Genomic DNA, 13051 nt, shown 5'->3' with positions numbered 1-13051 from the left:
CTCATGGCAGCGCCGACGTCCAGGCCTGGCCCGCGGCCGCCTTCTCATATCCGTACTGATACAGCGCCCGCATATAGGCGGTGTCGAATCCTTCCGAAGGCGCTGCGGGGTAGTCGCGCGCGATGTAGGAGAGATGGAAGCCCAAATGGTTGCGCCTGGCGAAATCGTAGGTCGAGAAGATGATCGAGCGCGTCTGCGACTGGGTGATCGACGACAGGCTGCGTGAGGCGACATCGACGGTGCTGTTGGACACGAGCTCGAAGTTGCGTTCGATCTTCTTGTTGACGAGGATGTAGATGTCCATCTTCGCACTGCCCGGCAGGCGGCTGCCCTGGAAGAGCAAGGCTTCCGGCAGCGTCAGCACCGGGGCCGTCACGCCGCCGTCGACGTGCATCTCCTGAAACCTGCGGCCCTGGCCTTCGGCGTCGATCATGATCGGTGGAAACACCAGGGGAATGCTGGCGGAGGCCGCCATCACGTCGCGAAACAGTTTGAGCGCCTCGGGCGTGCCGATCTCGGCGATCTTGCCCATGTTCCAGATCGCGGTGCGCTGGGTGTCGAGATCGGTCGTCACCACCAATAGCCTTCGGCCCTTGGCATTCTCGCGCGCGACTTGCGCCATGATCTCGGGCCCGACATAGCGGGCGACCAGTTCGCGCAGCCTTGTGTTGCCGAACAGGCCGGATCCGAACAGCACGCGGATGATGCTGGGGTCGTTCAGGAGGCTTTCCGCGATGCCGCTGGTGTAGACCTCCTTCAACGTGTCGTCATATTGCGGGCCGAGAAACGCAAAGGGCGCGATCAGTCCGCCGGTGCTCACGCCGGAGACGACCGAGAAGGTGGGGCGGGTTCTGGCCGCGGTCCAGCCGTTGAGCACGCCGACGCCGTAGGCACCGTCCGCACCGCCCCCGGAGAGCGCCAGATAGGACTTTGACGCGTTGCTGTTGTCCTTCTCGAAGCTGAACTTCGTGACGGGGTCGTCGGCGTAGCGCCTGAGGCCATCGATATCGAGCACGCGCGAGGTGCTGGCCTCGGCGGCGGTGTAGGGCGCGCGGGGCAGGGAGGTGCAGGCGCCGAGCGCCAGGCTGCACGCCAGGACCAGGAACCCGATCAGGCGGGCGCCTGTCTGCCTGTCCCGGCCGTGTGAAGGGACGGGCACGTCAGTCGAATGTGAAGCGAAGGGCATCGTCGGTGGCTGGCGATCACGCATCTACCGCCGCCGGCAAACTCGCCGCGGCTTTTCGTCCAGCCCCCCACCGTAAAACTACACGGTATCGTTTTGTTTAACAAGGTGGCGGGGACCATATCCGGGGCCATTTGTGTCCCAGTCTGAGGCACGGGGTGGCCGAAGTGCGGTCCCGCGGGTTGATCGGCCTTCTCCGACACGCAATAAGCACCGCCATGAATCGTCCTGACGCAGCTCTCCCCAATCATTTCGAACTGCTCGCCACCGATGGCGCCGCGCGCACCGGGCGCCTGACCACGCCGCATGGCGTGGTGCGGACGCCGGCCTTCATGCCCGTCGGAACCGCCGGGGCCATGAAGGGCATGCACTGGCGCGAGGTGCGCGATGCCGGCGCCGACATCGTGCTCGGCAACACCTATCATCTGATGCTGCGCCCCGGCGCCGAGCGGATTGCGGCGCTCGGCGGCTTGCAGCGGTTCACCGGCTGGAACGGGCCGATGCTGACGGATTCCGGCGGCTTCCAGGTGATGTCGCTTGCTGACCTGCGCAAGGTCAGCGAGCACGCCGTCACCTTCCGTTCGCATATCGACGGCGCCAAGGTCGAGCTGTCGCCGGAGCGCTCGATCGAGGTGCAGCGTTTCCTCGGCTCCGACATCGCCATGCAGATGGACGAATGCGTGCGGCTGCCCGCCGAGCACGCCGATATCGAGCGCGCGATGCAATTGTCGCTGCGCTGGGCCGAGCGCAGCAAGCGCGCCTTCGAGAGCGCGCCGGACGGTTACATGCTGTTCGGCATCGTGCAGGGCGGCGACGTGCCCCAGCTTCGTCATGCGAGCGCGGAAGGGCTCGTCGCGATCGGCTTCCACGGCTATGCGATGGGCGGCCTCGCGGTCGGCGAACCGCAGGCGGTGATGCTGGCGATGATCGACGAGACCGCACCGATGCTGCCGAAAGAGCGGCCGCGCTATCTGATGGGTGTCGGCACGCCCGACGACATCCTCGAAGCCGTGAAGCGCGGCATCGACATGTTCGATTGCGTGATGCCGACACGCAATGGCCGCCACGGCGTCGCGTTCACCCGCTTCGGTCAGGTGAATCTGCGCAACGCGCGTCATGCGGACGATCCGCGTCCGCTCGACGAAGAAAGCACATGGCCGTCGACGCGCAGCTACGCGCGCGCCTACCTGCATCATCTCGTCAAGGCGGGCGAGACGCTGGGGGCAATGCTGCTGTCCGAGATCAATATCGCTTACTATCAGTCCCTGATGCAGGGCATCAGGGACGCGATCGCACACGGAACGTTCGACGAGTTCTACCAGCGTACACGCGAGGACTGGGCGAGGGGCGACATCGCCGCGCGCCAGGGCGACTGAGGGTCAGTTGCACACGATCCGCTGCCTGACGGCATGCTTGGTCACGAAGCCGTAACCGCAATTGTCGCAGGTCCAGAGATAGCTGATCATGTGGTCCGAGACGTAGGCGGATGCTTCGGCGGCGACCATGGAGTCGGCGCAGACCGGACAGGTGGGCAACTCGCTACAACGCGGATCGCGGTTCAGCGCGACGGTCGACATCACTTCAGCAACTGCTGACATCGTGGTGACCTCCCTGCTTTAAGACGTAAGTCTAACATAAGCAGAATCACTTGACGAGGTCGCAACACAAAAGCGTTGGTTTTCTGATATTTGTAGCTCACGTGATTTTGCGATGCAGCGTATTTAACATGTGCCGCATTGTCGCTTGCGTGTCGCCGCAAGCTGTCTGTAACTGCGCAAGAGCCACGGCAGAAGCGCAAATTGTCGCTACAGGGAGTTCATCATGGACGCATCGTCCGCCACGCGTGCAGCGCATCAACCCGGCCGCGGCCGGATCTATGACTCGATTGTCGAAGCTTTTGGCGACACGCCGATCGTGCGATTGCGACGGCTGCCGGGCATGCACGGCGTGAACGCGACGATTTTGGCAAAACTTGAATATTTCAATCCGGCCGCGAGCGTGAAGGACCGCATCGGCGCGGCCATGATCATCGCCATGGAGAAGGCCGGTATCGTCAAGCCGGATACCGTGCTGATCGAACCGACCTCCGGCAATACCGGCATCGCACTCGCCTTCGTCGCCGCCTCGCGCGGCTACCGGCTCAAGCTCGTGATGCCGGAATCGATGTCGATCGAACGGCGCAAGATGCTGGCCTTTCTCGGCGCGGAGCTGGTGCTGACGCCGGCCGCACAAGGCATGAAGGGCGCGATCGCCGCCGCCGAGGAGCTGGTGAAGACGACGCCGAACTCGGTGATGCCGCAGCAGTTCAAGAACCTCGCCAATCCCGAGGTGCACCGCCGCACCACCGCGGAGGAGATCTGGAACGACACCGACGGCAACATCGATTTCTTCGTTGCCGGCGTCGGCACCGGCGGCACGATCACCGGCGTCGGCCAGGTGCTCAAGCCGCGCAAGGCCTCGTTGCGGGTGGTGGCGGTCGAGCCGGAGGAGAGCCCGGTGCTATCAGGGGGACAGCATACGCCGCACAAGATCCAGGGCATCGGCGCGGGCTTCGTCCCTGATATCCTCGATCGCTCCGTGATCGACGAGATCGTCAAAATCAACTCGACCACGGCGATCGAGACCTCGCGCGCATTGGCGCGGCACGAGGGCATTCCGGGCGGTATCTCCTCGGGTGCTGCGATCGCCGCGGCGCTCCAGATCGGCAAGCGGCCGGAAGCTGCGGGAAAAACCATCCTGGCGGTGGTACCGTCCTTCTCCGAGCGGTATCTTTCGACGGCTCTGTTTGAGGGAATCTAGGACATGGCGGATCTACCGAGGCGGCCGCGCACGCTTGGCGATGCCAGGACCGAGGCCGAGGCGGCGTTCAAGAAGGTGACGGCCAAGGTCGCCGCGGCGCCGCCGAAGCAGAACGTGGCGCCTGGGATCAAGGAGCAGGTTACGCTGCGCATCGACCAGGACGTGCTGGAGTTCTTCCAGGAGGGCGGTCCCGGCTGGCAGGATCGCATCAACGAGGCGCTGCGGAAGGCGACGGGGAAGTAGCGCCCGGTCTTTCCAGGTCGCCCAACGAAAAAGCCCGGCGCGAGCCGGGCTTTTGTATTTGGGGTTTGATCTGGCCTCAGCGGCGGAACATGCCGCCCATCATGCCGCCGACGACGACGCCGACGAAGGCCGCGCCGGCCGCATCGCCGGGGTTGCTGCGTTGGGGAGCCGGCGCCGGTGCGCTGCTGGCCGCGGGGGCGCTGGCGCGCCGGGCCGCCTTCTGGCTGTTGTCGCTCGCAGTCGGCGGAGCAGCCACGACCTCCGAGAGCAGCGCCTTGTGCTGGAGCTTGTTGAGGTAACCTGACGAAGGATAGCCGCGCGCGGCCTGCCAGCGCTTGAGCACGGTCCGGGTCTCGTCGCTGAACACGCCAGTCTGCTTGGTGTCGAAGCCGAGGCCGGTGAGGCGACGCTGCACGTCGCGGCGCTGGTTCTTGTCGAGGCCGATCTGGTCCTCGGTAATCTGAGTGGCCTCATCGGTGAAGGTCGCAGGATCGACGCCGGCGTTGAGGGTGCGCGTCGCGGTCGAGGGGCCGCTCTTGATCGCGGCAAGCCGCGCCAACGCCAGGGCCTTGAACTGGCCGTTCGGATAGGCCGAGAGGTAGGCGTTGAGCTCTTCCGGCTTGTTGGACTCCTTCACCGAGCGCCAGTATTCGAGTTCGACGCCGTCCGAGCCGCCAGTCGCCGCCGGCACGCTGCCAGCCGCCGTCGGCGCCGCGTTGGCAACCTGGGTGGTCGGGGCCTGGTTGAGATAGACGGCGCCGATCAGGTTGGTGTGGCCCCAGGGAAGCTGGCCCTTGTGGGTCTCTTCGTTGACCTGGGCGCGCACCGACGTCATCGCCTGCTGGATCTCGATGCCGGGCTTGGTGATGTTGTCGATCAGCGCGCGGGTGAACGGGCTGTTGTTGCCCTCCTGGCCGTCGAGCGCGGTCTGGCCGGGGCCGGTTGCGAACGCGATCAGCGTGCCTTCGCCGGACTTCATCTCGGCAAGGCCGCTCTGCACGTTGACGCTGCGGGTCGCGGAGTTCGACTTGATCTTGGCGGCGAACGGATTGTCGCGGCAGGCATCGAGGAAGACGAGCTTGACCTTGGCATCGCCCATGGTCTGCTCGAGTGTCAGGTCGATGTTGATCGCAGCGCCCAGCTTGACGTCCATCTCCGACTTGATGTCGGCGTCAACCGGCAGCAGGTAGTTGGTGCCGCCGACGGCGATGCCGTGACCGGCATAGTAGAACAATGCGATGTCGGAGCCCTGCGCCTTGCGGCCGAAGTCGAGCAGCTTTTCCGTCATCTGGTCGCGGCTGAGATTGGACCCTTCGATCACGTCGAAGCCGACATTGCGCAGCGTCGCCGCCATCGCCTTGGCGTCGATCGGCGGGTTCGGCAATTGCGCGACGTTCTTGTAGGAACCGTTGCCGACGACGAAAGCAACACGGCGGTCCGCCTTCGCGGCACTGACCGACAGTGCCATGCACATCAGCGAGGCGATGAGGGTGAGATAGCGCATCTGAAATCCCCAGAATCGAATTGCAGGCAGCAACAAATTGGCGACGAACCTACACGAAAATGCCCGGCTTCGCGCTAGCGAAACGACGGTTCGCCCAACCCACTGCTTCGCGGCCGAATGTGCACGATGGAATGCCCCTTCTAACGTGATCCAGATCACGTTCGACCACTTTGTTTTTGTCGCGCGAGGCCGCGCGCCGGTTCACTGCGCGCGGGCCGGAATCGGGGCCGCCGGCTTCAGATTCAGGAGGTTGCCGAACAGGATCAGCGCCGCCCCGAGCACGGTCCAGCCGTCGAGCCGTTCTGAATACAGCAGCCAGCCGGCCGTCGCGGTGAGAGGAACCCGCAGGAAGTCCATCGGAACCACCACCGTCGCGTCCGCGTAGCGCATGGCGCTGGCGAGGCAATAATGCGCGAACGTGCCGCAGACCGAGATCACCGCCACCCAACCCCAGACATAAGTGGGCGGCCAGGCCCAGACATAGAGCGTCGGCAGGAAGCCTGCGACCGACTGCACGACCAGCATCCAGAACAGGACCGCCAGCGCGCTCTCGGTCCGGGTGAGCGATTTCACCAACGCCATGGACACGCCGAACCCGACCGCGGCGCCGAGCGCGATCAACTGGCCCTGATTGATCTCGCCGGTCGCGGGCCGCACGATGACGATCACGCCGACGAGGCCGAGCACGATCGCAGCGATCTTCCACGAGGTCATGCGCTCCGACAGAAAGCTCGCGGCGAGGATCGCCGTCCAGATCGGCATCGTGAACTCGATTGCCACCACCTGGCCGATCGGAATCAGCGTCAGCGCGAAGAACCAGCCGAGCTGCGAGACGTAGTGGATCAGATTGCGCGCGATGTGCTGCGGCAGGCGCCTCGTCCTGAGCGTCCCGAATCCGCCGGCGCGCCGGATCATCGGATACAGCATGCAGAGGCCGAGCAGCGAGCGAACCTCCATCACCTGGAAGACGTTCATCTCGCGCACGGCCTCGCGTCCCGCGACCGCCATCACCAGGGTCAGCGACAGCCACCCGGCCATCCACAATGCAGCCATCGTTTTGGACGGAGGAGTGGTCATTGGCGCGCGATGCGGAAGGAAAGGGCGTTGGAGGGCAGGCTGGTATCCGCGACATCAATACGGTTTACAACGGCCAAAACTGCGGATGCAGCGATGCACGGGTGCGTGCTAAGGGAGGGCCAACGAGCGAAATGGGAGAAACAGCTCATGCGTATCCTGCAGCCGGCCGAGTGGAAGAAACCGCGCGGCTTTTCCCATGGCGTCGTGGTCGAGGGGCCGGGCCGCTGGGTGGTGCTGGCCGGGCAGACCGGCGGCGACGAGGCGGGCGAATACGCCCCTGACATGGCGGGCCAGGTCGCAACCGCCCTGAAGCGGATCATCAAGCTGCTGGGCGAGGCCGGCGCCGGCCCCGAGCACATCGTCCGCCTAACCTGGTACCTGACCAGCCGCAGCGAATATGAGGCCGCAGGCGCCGGCATCGGCGCGGCCTGGAAGGAGACGCTGGGCCGCCATTTCCCGCCTTCGACGCTGCTCTACATCGGAGGCCTCGTCGACGACCGGGCCAAGGTCGAGATCGAGGTGACGGCGTTCGTTCCCAGCGCATAAAAAAATCGATCCGGCGCGGGCGCCGGATCGATTGTCGTGTCGTCGTACTGGCTTAGCGCGACATCGAGATGTTGGCGCCGCGGAACTGGCTGTCCGCGCGCATCGTGACCGTCTGCTTGTTGCCGGAGGTCCGCAGCGAGATGTTTGCGTTGAAACCAGCGGCGCTGGCGACCACCTCGAAACTTCCGCCGCCGCCGCGGCCCTGGAGCGAGCCGCTGATGTTACGGCTGGCCTCGCTCCAACCGCCGGTAATGGCGCTGCCTTCGGACCGGACGTTGGCGGCGAGGTTGAACTTGTAGGCGTCGCTGGCACAGGTCAGCGACATCTCCATGGTGGGCCCGATCGGAGCATATTTGGCCCGGCAACGGATGCGTTCGGTGGAGCCGTCATCCAGGGTGACGATCCCGCCGCCGCTCCAGCTGCCCGCGAGCGGGGCAAACGGGCCGGACTGGGCCTTGCTTTCGGTGTTCGCGAACGCTGCCGCAAGCAAAACGGCGGCCGCGATCAGCAGCCGCCGGCCTCCGGCGCGAGTCTCGATTGGTTTATTGGCGCGATGCTTCCCACCGCCCGCTGCACGGTATGCCTGCAGATGCTCCATTCCACTTCCCCGATCCGGCGTTGCCGCTGAGTTGACCGTTGGCATATGCACCATTGATCGAAACTTTCACAAGTCCCCCGCTGCCGATGGTGCCGGAAACGTTAGCGCCGGGCGCGGTGATCTTGCCGTCGGCGACTGTCAGCATGGAGCTTGCGGTCGGCTCGCAGGAACCGGACTTGGTCACGATGGTGACCTGCCAGTTGCCGTCATAGGGGGTCTGGGCGAAGGCGGTGGCGGCGAGGGTGCCGGCGAAAACTGAAGCGGCACAGAACGCCGCGATGCGACCAAAACGCATGAATTCCGTCCTTGAATTTGTCTGATATCCTGACGCTTATTCGGACGAAATGTGACGGAAATTTGTTGCAATGCCAAATCGAAAATTGTTCCTGTGGAAACAATGGTTTATTTGTGTTTTTGGCTCCGATTTTTCAAGCAGAATCAATGCGGCCTCACGTTAAGGGTAAACGTCAGGACAGACTCGGCGCGGAAGTCGCGAACTGCTCGTCCTGAACCTTGGCCGGCAGTGCCTTGTGGACTTTGACGTAATCGATCACGTCGGCCAGCAATTTGAGCCCGAGCGGGGCGAGCGCGCGCTCCCAGAGTTCGCGGGCGGTCTCGCCCTTCTTGACGAAGCACCAGTCCTGCGCGGCGATGGCGCCGGCATCCATGCGATCGGCGAGATGATAGATCGTGCCGCCGGCGATCGGATCGCCTTCCTTGATGGTCCATTCCACGGCGGCCTTGCCACGGTGGCGCGGCAGCAGCGAGGGGTGATAGCCGATCCCGCCGAACCGGGCCGCGGCGAGCGCGTCCTTTCCGATCCGGGCATGGCTGTGCGCGGTGATGATCAAATCGGTGTCGGGCGCGATCTCGGAGGCGACCACCAGCTTCGGATTGGCCTGCACCACCACCTCGATGCCGGCCGCCCTGGCGGTCGCAGCAAGGCGGTCCTCGGCATCGGCCACCACGACCCGCGCGATCGACACGCTGTGCTCCCGGAGCATGTTCAGGGTGGTCACGCCGAAATGGCGGGAGCCGACGAGGGTAATGCGCATGTGTGTCCGATCCGTCTCGCAACTGCGTCATACCCCCGATAACACGTCCGGGCGCCGTGTCACCATCTGCGGGCCGTTTCTGCCGGTTATCAACAATGCGCCGGGCGCAGGAGACGGTGAATTCCGCGATTGCGCGGCCGACCGTTCCGGTGCTTGCATGCGCGCATTGCACCGGTTCGGAGCGAGCGCATGCGCAGCGCCTGGTTCATCCTTCTTGCGACACTGATTGCGGCCACCTCGGGCCATGCCGGCGGGCCGTACCCGGCGGTCCCGCCCGAGATCGGCGTCGCGCCGTTCATCGGGCCGACCTGGGACGCTTATCGTTGCGCGGGGGGACCGGTCTATAATTTCTATGATGGCGCCTATTACGGCGAGGAGCCGCCGGCGCTCTATCGCGGCTACGCCTACCGGCCGCATTATCGCTACAGCGCCTATCGCCGACTGCCGCGGACGTACTTCTGCGTCGCCGACTAGCGTTGCCGCACGGCCACGGTCGAGCGGCAAATGATGATGTGACGGTTCCTGTGTTTCATTTCGAACAGAAGGAATCCATCCCGCCGTTAGAATGGCGATACCGGGGCTGGCGACATTTGATCCGGATCCATTTTCGAACCCGGCTTTGGCCGCTGGCCTGATCGCCAGCGGCCTTTTCATGCGGCGCGTCGCAAAATCATCTGACGGTAACGCGTTCTCAACCTGCCTGGCGTATCGACGAATCCGTCGCGGATTTGTAATGCGTACCGCGACACCGAAAATGTCCCGCCGGCGTGGGTGCGCCGCGCGGGCTTTTTCGCCGGGACCGATTTCATGCCGAGCGCGATTGAGCAGATCGTCGACATCTATGTCCGACTGAAGAACAGGCGCGGCCTCGACGAGCTGATGATGCACAGGCAGCGCCTCGCGGTCGATCTGAAGAGCAGGTCGGGCTATGATTTCAGCCTGCCGATCGGTCAGATCGTCGAGGAGATCGCGATCATCGAGGCAGGTCTCAGCCGGCTGAAGGCTGGCTCCAACGATGCCGATACGACACGTTTGATCTGACGCGCTCAGTCGCGCCGGCCGCCGTCGATGACGGTGAACAATGGCCGCGCCGGGGTCGGCTCCGCCAGCAATTCCTCCACGAGTGCGGTGGCCGCATCGACATATTTTCGCGTCGGCTTGTCGAGCTCCCGCTTCGCCTCGTCGTCGAGCGCGACCTTGGCCGCCTCGACCAGCTTGCGCATCCGCGCCGCATGATCGTCGCCGGCCGTCAGGGTTGCGCGCGCCAGCGAGCGCAGCACGAACAGCTCGCCCTCGAGGCGGAGCAGACGATCGTTGAGCCTGGTGAGGACGGCGTTGAGGTCGGCCATTTCCGCGGTTCGTCGCTGTGGATTCGTCCTGATCTAGCGGCGATCGGTGAACGGAGTGCAAACGGCATCGGCGCAATTGGGCTGATCGTCCGCATGTCGCGGTGCCGCCGTTGTGACCGGTCGCGACGTCGCTTATGCGTGGGCACAGCATGGTTCCCGCACCACATGTCAGCCCGGGTGGACGTTTGGAGCCCGTGCGATGCGGTTTATCGCGGTTGTGATCCTCTTGATGTCGGCATGTTCGGCTGTCGCCGCCGCGCCGGCGCGCCACGCCCGCCCGCACCACCCCGTTGTCGTCCGTCCGGCCGAGGACGCGCCGGTGCCGCCCGGCTGGTACAAATTTCCCGGGTGGCCGCCGATCCCGCCGTCGGAGAACAGGAATCTCGATCCCTCCAATTTCGGCGGAGGCTGATCGCAGCTACGCAGCGCTTCGCGCCAGGTAGTCGCGCGCGAAGGCGAGATACCAGTCGAGGCAGCCGGGATTAGCCATCGCCTCCTTGTTGATGACCTTCTCGACGGGCTGGCCGAGCAGCAGCTTCTTGATCGGCAGCTCCTGCTTCTTGCCCGACAGCGTGCGCGGAATCTCGGCGACGGCGAAGATTTCGTTCGGCAGGAAGCGCCGGGAGAGACCGGCCTCGATCGCCTTGTTGATCTTCGCCTGCATCGCGGCGTCGAGCGCGACGCCTTCGCGCAGCACCACGAACAGCGGCATGTAGCTGTCGCGGCCGAGATATTCGAGGTCGACGACGAGGGAGTCCAGCACCTCCGGCAAGGCTTCGATCGCGGAATAGAGTTCGCTCGTGCCCATGCGCAGGCCGTGCCGGTTGATGGTGGCATCGCTGCGGCCGTAGATGATGCAGGAGCCGTCCGGATTGACCTTGAGCCAGTCGCCGTGCCGCCACACGGGGCCGCGGCCGCTGCCGTCGAAATTGTCCGGATAGGTCTCGAAATAGCTGGAGCGGTAACGCACGCCGTCCTTGTCGTTCCAGAAGTAGAGCGGCATCGACGGCATCGGCTCGGTGCAGACGAGCTCGCCGACCTCGTCCGTGACGGCGCGGCCCTGTTCGCTGAAGGCTTCGACGGCGGCGCCGAGCAGGCGACACTGCATCGCGCCGGGCGTTTGTGGCAATTCGCGGTTGCCGCCGATGAAGGCGCCGGCGAAATCGGTGCCGCCGGAAATGTTCGCCCACCAGATGTCGGCCTGCGCCTTGCTGCCATTGGTCTTCGACAGTGCGGCGAAGCGGTCGTTGAACCAGGCTTGCGTGTCGGCGCTGAGCGGCGATCCGGTCGAGCCGAGGCAGCGCAGCCGCGACAGATCGCCCGCGGCGGCAAGATCGATTTCGGCCTTGGCGCAGTTGGCGAAGAACGCCGCGCCCGCGCCGAAGAAGGTCGCTTTCGATTGCGCCACGAAGCGCCACAGCGTGGTCCAGTCCGGCTTGTCCTTGGCGCCGCCGGGGCTGCCGTCGAAGATGCAGCAGGTGGCGCCGCCGAGCAGGCCGCCGACTTGCGAATTCCACATGATCCAGCCGGTCGAAGAGTACCAGTGATAGCGCTCGCCGAAAGAGTTTTGGTGATAGGAGCAACCGATGTCGTTGTGCAGGCCGAGCAGCGCCAGCACCACGATGACGATGCCGCCATGGCCGTGCACGATCGGCTTGGGCAGGCCGGTGGTGCCGCTGGAATAGACGATCCAGAGCGGATGATCGAACGGCAGCCAGGCCGGCTCGAACGTGTCAATCGCGGCGCTTGTCCCGGCGACAATATTCGAGAGCAGGGCATCCGGCGCGGCAGGCGAACCGGCCTCGCTGTGCAGGATGACATGCGCGACCGTGGGTAGCGATCGCCGCAGTTCGGCGACGACGTCGCGCCGGTCGTGCCGCCGGCCGGCATAGGTGACGGCGTCGCAGGCGATCAGCACTTTGGGTTCGATCTGCTTGAAGCGGTCGATCACGGCGGGCGCGGCCATGTCGGGTGCGCAGACGCTCCAGACCGCGCCGATGCTGGCGGTCGCGAGGAATGCGATGATGGTCTCGGGAATGTTGGGCAGATAGGCCGCGACGCGGTCGCCGGGCTTGATACCGTTATCCTTCAGATGCAGCGCGAGCGCGGCCGCCTTGCGCCGCAGCTCCGGCCAGCTCGTTTCCCTCAGCCTGCCGTCCTCGCCGCCGCTGACGATCGCGGGCAGGCCGGCGGCGTCGGCCGCTTCGACATGCCGGAATACCTGACGCGCATAGTTCACCTGCGCGCCTGGAAACCAGGCCGCGCCGGGCATCTTGCGCTCGGTGATCACGGCCGCGAACGGCGTCGGCGATTGCAGATCATAATAGTCCCAGATGCTGCGCCAGAAGCCGTCGAGATCGCGCACCGACCATTGCCGCATGTCTTCGTAGCTGCCGAAGGTGAGGCCACGCTGCTCGGCGAGCCAGTTGCGATAGAGGGCGATCTGGGGAACGAAAGGTGCGGTCATTGCGTGTCGGCTTCAGTTGCGGGGAAGGGGAGTTTAAGCCGTCTCGCAGCTTAGCAGAAGCCGCGGTACTAGCAGGCGGCTTTGACCGGGCTAACGGGGGCCGGCCTTCGCCAGCGCGACGTGGCAGAGATCGCAACCATCGCTTCAACAGATTCGTCATTGCGAGCGCAGTGAAACAATCCAGGCAGTCACGCGCGGAAAGATTCTGGATTGCTTCGCTGCGCTCGCAA

At 64.9% G+C, this 13051-nt stretch carries 16 protein-coding genes; 7 read left to right on the top strand and 9 right to left on the bottom strand.

What is annotated here, in order from left to right; translation table 11 throughout:
- Position 1 precedes the first annotated feature (1 nt).
- Positions 2-1210 (bottom strand): patatin-like phospholipase family protein, encoded by a 1209-nt coding sequence (locus ACE10W_RS20680; protein ID WP_375761851.1) that lies wholly within the window; start codon positions 1208-1210, stop codon positions 2-4.
- Positions 1211-1401: 191 nt separating this feature from the next.
- Here ACE10W_RS20680 and tgt point away from each other — a divergent pair, with 191 nt between their 5' ends.
- On the top strand, positions 1402-2559 hold the full coding sequence (gene tgt / locus ACE10W_RS20675; RefSeq protein WP_375761850.1) for a tRNA guanosine(34) transglycosylase Tgt: 1158 nt from the start codon (positions 1402-1404) through the stop codon (positions 2557-2559).
- Positions 2560-2562: 3 nt separating this feature from the next.
- Here tgt and ACE10W_RS20670 read toward each other — a convergent pair whose 3' ends face one another.
- Positions 2563-2781 (bottom strand): hypothetical protein, encoded by a 219-nt coding sequence (locus ACE10W_RS20670; RefSeq protein ID WP_038967464.1) that lies wholly within the window; start codon positions 2779-2781, stop codon positions 2563-2565.
- A gap of 223 nt (positions 2782-3004) precedes the next feature.
- On the opposite strand from ACE10W_RS20670, the gene cysK reads away from it, so the two are divergent.
- Entirely contained in the window at positions 3005-3982 is a 978-nt protein-coding gene (gene cysK / locus ACE10W_RS20665) for a cysteine synthase A (RefSeq protein WP_304553611.1), read from the top strand.
- Between the two features lie 3 nt (positions 3983-3985).
- The gene (locus ACE10W_RS20660) at positions 3986-4225 is read left to right on the top strand and encodes a BrnA antitoxin family protein (protein WP_028171896.1); all 240 of its coding nucleotides are present in this window, start codon (positions 3986-3988) and stop codon (positions 4223-4225) included.
- A gap of 76 nt (positions 4226-4301) precedes the next feature.
- Here the strand turns inward: ACE10W_RS20660 and ACE10W_RS20655 are convergent, their stop codons facing one another.
- Both ACE10W_RS20655 and ACE10W_RS20650 read right to left on the bottom strand, forming a co-directional pair.
- A complete protein-coding gene (locus ACE10W_RS20655; protein ID WP_375761849.1) occupies positions 4302-5729 on the bottom strand; it encodes a caspase family protein in 1428 nt (475 codons plus the stop codon).
- A 201-nt stretch (positions 5730-5930) separates the two neighbouring features.
- Positions 5931-6806, bottom strand: a complete 876-nt coding sequence (locus tag ACE10W_RS20650) for a DMT family transporter (RefSeq protein ID WP_161534878.1) — start codon at positions 6804-6806, stop codon at positions 5931-5933.
- Between the two features lie 147 nt (positions 6807-6953).
- On the opposite strand from ACE10W_RS20650, the gene ACE10W_RS20645 reads away from it, so the two are divergent.
- Complete coding sequence (locus tag ACE10W_RS20645; protein ID WP_375762752.1) at positions 6954-7352, top strand: RidA family protein; 399 nt, start codon at positions 6954-6956, stop codon at positions 7350-7352.
- A gap of 52 nt (positions 7353-7404) precedes the next feature.
- On the opposite strand, the gene ACE10W_RS20640 is transcribed toward ACE10W_RS20645, so the two are convergent.
- The 3 genes from ACE10W_RS20640 to ACE10W_RS20630 form a co-directional block, all read right to left on the bottom strand.
- Positions 7405-7950, bottom strand: coding sequence for a hypothetical protein (locus ACE10W_RS20640; protein ID WP_028173939.1), 546 nt, complete (start codon positions 7948-7950; stop codon positions 7405-7407).
- On the bottom strand, positions 7895-8245 hold the full coding sequence (locus tag ACE10W_RS20635) for a hypothetical protein (RefSeq protein WP_038967470.1): 351 nt from the start codon (positions 8243-8245) through the stop codon (positions 7895-7897). The genes ACE10W_RS20640 and ACE10W_RS20635 overlap by 56 nt, the downstream gene beginning before the upstream one ends.
- A gap of 172 nt (positions 8246-8417) precedes the next feature.
- Entirely contained in the window at positions 8418-9005 is a 588-nt protein-coding gene (locus ACE10W_RS20630; protein WP_011087445.1) for a formyltransferase family protein, read from the bottom strand.
- 189 nt (positions 9006-9194) lie between these two features.
- On the opposite strand from ACE10W_RS20630, the gene ACE10W_RS20625 reads away from it, so the two are divergent.
- Positions 9195-9479 (top strand): hypothetical protein, encoded by a 285-nt coding sequence (locus tag ACE10W_RS20625; RefSeq protein WP_375762751.1) that lies wholly within the window; start codon positions 9195-9197, stop codon positions 9477-9479.
- 333 nt (positions 9480-9812) lie between these two features.
- The gene (locus tag ACE10W_RS20620; protein WP_375762750.1) at positions 9813-10046 is read left to right on the top strand and encodes a hypothetical protein; all 234 of its coding nucleotides are present in this window, start codon (positions 9813-9815) and stop codon (positions 10044-10046) included.
- 5 nt (positions 10047-10051) lie between these two features.
- Here ACE10W_RS20620 and ACE10W_RS20615 read toward each other — a convergent pair whose 3' ends face one another.
- Positions 10052-10354 (bottom strand): hypothetical protein, encoded by a 303-nt coding sequence (locus tag ACE10W_RS20615; RefSeq protein ID WP_028173942.1) that lies wholly within the window; start codon positions 10352-10354, stop codon positions 10052-10054.
- Positions 10355-10553: 199 nt separating this feature from the next.
- On the opposite strand from ACE10W_RS20615, the gene ACE10W_RS20610 reads away from it, so the two are divergent.
- Positions 10554-10766: a hypothetical protein gene (locus ACE10W_RS20610; protein ID WP_375762749.1), complete on the top strand. Its 213-nt coding sequence runs from the start codon at positions 10554-10556 to the stop codon at positions 10764-10766.
- A gap of 6 nt (positions 10767-10772) precedes the next feature.
- Here the strand turns inward: ACE10W_RS20610 and ACE10W_RS20605 are convergent, their stop codons facing one another.
- Positions 10773-12821, bottom strand: coding sequence for an acetoacetate--CoA ligase (locus ACE10W_RS20605; protein ID WP_375762748.1), 2049 nt, complete (start codon positions 12819-12821; stop codon positions 10773-10775).
- Positions 12822-13051 lie beyond the last annotated feature (230 nt).

Source organism: Bradyrhizobium sp. B025 (genome assembly GCF_042257955.1).
Classification (GTDB): Bacteria; Pseudomonadota; Alphaproteobacteria; order Rhizobiales; family Xanthobacteraceae; genus Bradyrhizobium; species Bradyrhizobium diazoefficiens.
Note: the sequence above shows the minus strand (reverse complement) of the source record. Positions and strands in the feature narration are given on the sequence as shown.

What these genes read in the sequence shown, in the direction of transcription:
- ACE10W_RS20680 (WP_375761851.1), bottom strand. Translation starts at nt 1,210, where the DNA reads ATGCGTGATCGCCAGCCACCGACGATGCCCTTCGCTTCACATTCGACT.
- tgt (WP_375761850.1), top strand. Translation starts at nt 1,402, where the DNA reads ATGAATCGTCCTGACGCAGCTCTCCCCAATCATTTCGAACTGCTCGCC.
- ACE10W_RS20670 (WP_038967464.1), bottom strand. Translation starts at nt 2,781, where the DNA reads ATGTCAGCAGTTGCTGAAGTGATGTCGACCGTCGCGCTGAACCGCGAT.
- cysK (WP_304553611.1), top strand. Translation starts at nt 3,005, where the DNA reads ATGGACGCATCGTCCGCCACGCGTGCAGCGCATCAACCCGGCCGCGGC.
- ACE10W_RS20660 (WP_028171896.1), top strand. Translation starts at nt 3,986, where the DNA reads ATGGCGGATCTACCGAGGCGGCCGCGCACGCTTGGCGATGCCAGGACC.
- ACE10W_RS20655 (WP_375761849.1), bottom strand. Translation starts at nt 5,729, where the DNA reads ATGCGCTATCTCACCCTCATCGCCTCGCTGATGTGCATGGCACTGTCG.
- ACE10W_RS20650 (WP_161534878.1), bottom strand. Translation starts at nt 6,806, where the DNA reads ATGACCACTCCTCCGTCCAAAACGATGGCTGCATTGTGGATGGCCGGG.
- ACE10W_RS20645 (WP_375762752.1), top strand. Translation starts at nt 6,954, where the DNA reads ATGCGTATCCTGCAGCCGGCCGAGTGGAAGAAACCGCGCGGCTTTTCC.
- ACE10W_RS20640 (WP_028173939.1), bottom strand. Translation starts at nt 7,950, where the DNA reads ATGGAGCATCTGCAGGCATACCGTGCAGCGGGCGGTGGGAAGCATCGC.
- ACE10W_RS20635 (WP_038967470.1), bottom strand. Translation starts at nt 8,245, where the DNA reads ATGCGTTTTGGTCGCATCGCGGCGTTCTGTGCCGCTTCAGTTTTCGCC.
- ACE10W_RS20630 (WP_011087445.1), bottom strand. Translation starts at nt 9,005, where the DNA reads ATGCGCATTACCCTCGTCGGCTCCCGCCATTTCGGCGTGACCACCCTG.
- ACE10W_RS20625 (WP_375762751.1), top strand. Translation starts at nt 9,195, where the DNA reads ATGCGCAGCGCCTGGTTCATCCTTCTTGCGACACTGATTGCGGCCACC.
- ACE10W_RS20620 (WP_375762750.1), top strand. Translation starts at nt 9,813, where the DNA reads ATGCCGAGCGCGATTGAGCAGATCGTCGACATCTATGTCCGACTGAAG.
- ACE10W_RS20615 (WP_028173942.1), bottom strand. Translation starts at nt 10,354, where the DNA reads ATGGCCGACCTCAACGCCGTCCTCACCAGGCTCAACGATCGTCTGCTC.
- ACE10W_RS20610 (WP_375762749.1), top strand. Translation starts at nt 10,554, where the DNA reads ATGCGGTTTATCGCGGTTGTGATCCTCTTGATGTCGGCATGTTCGGCT.
- ACE10W_RS20605 (WP_375762748.1), bottom strand. Translation starts at nt 12,821, where the DNA reads ATGACCGCACCTTTCGTTCCCCAGATCGCCCTCTATCGCAACTGGCTC.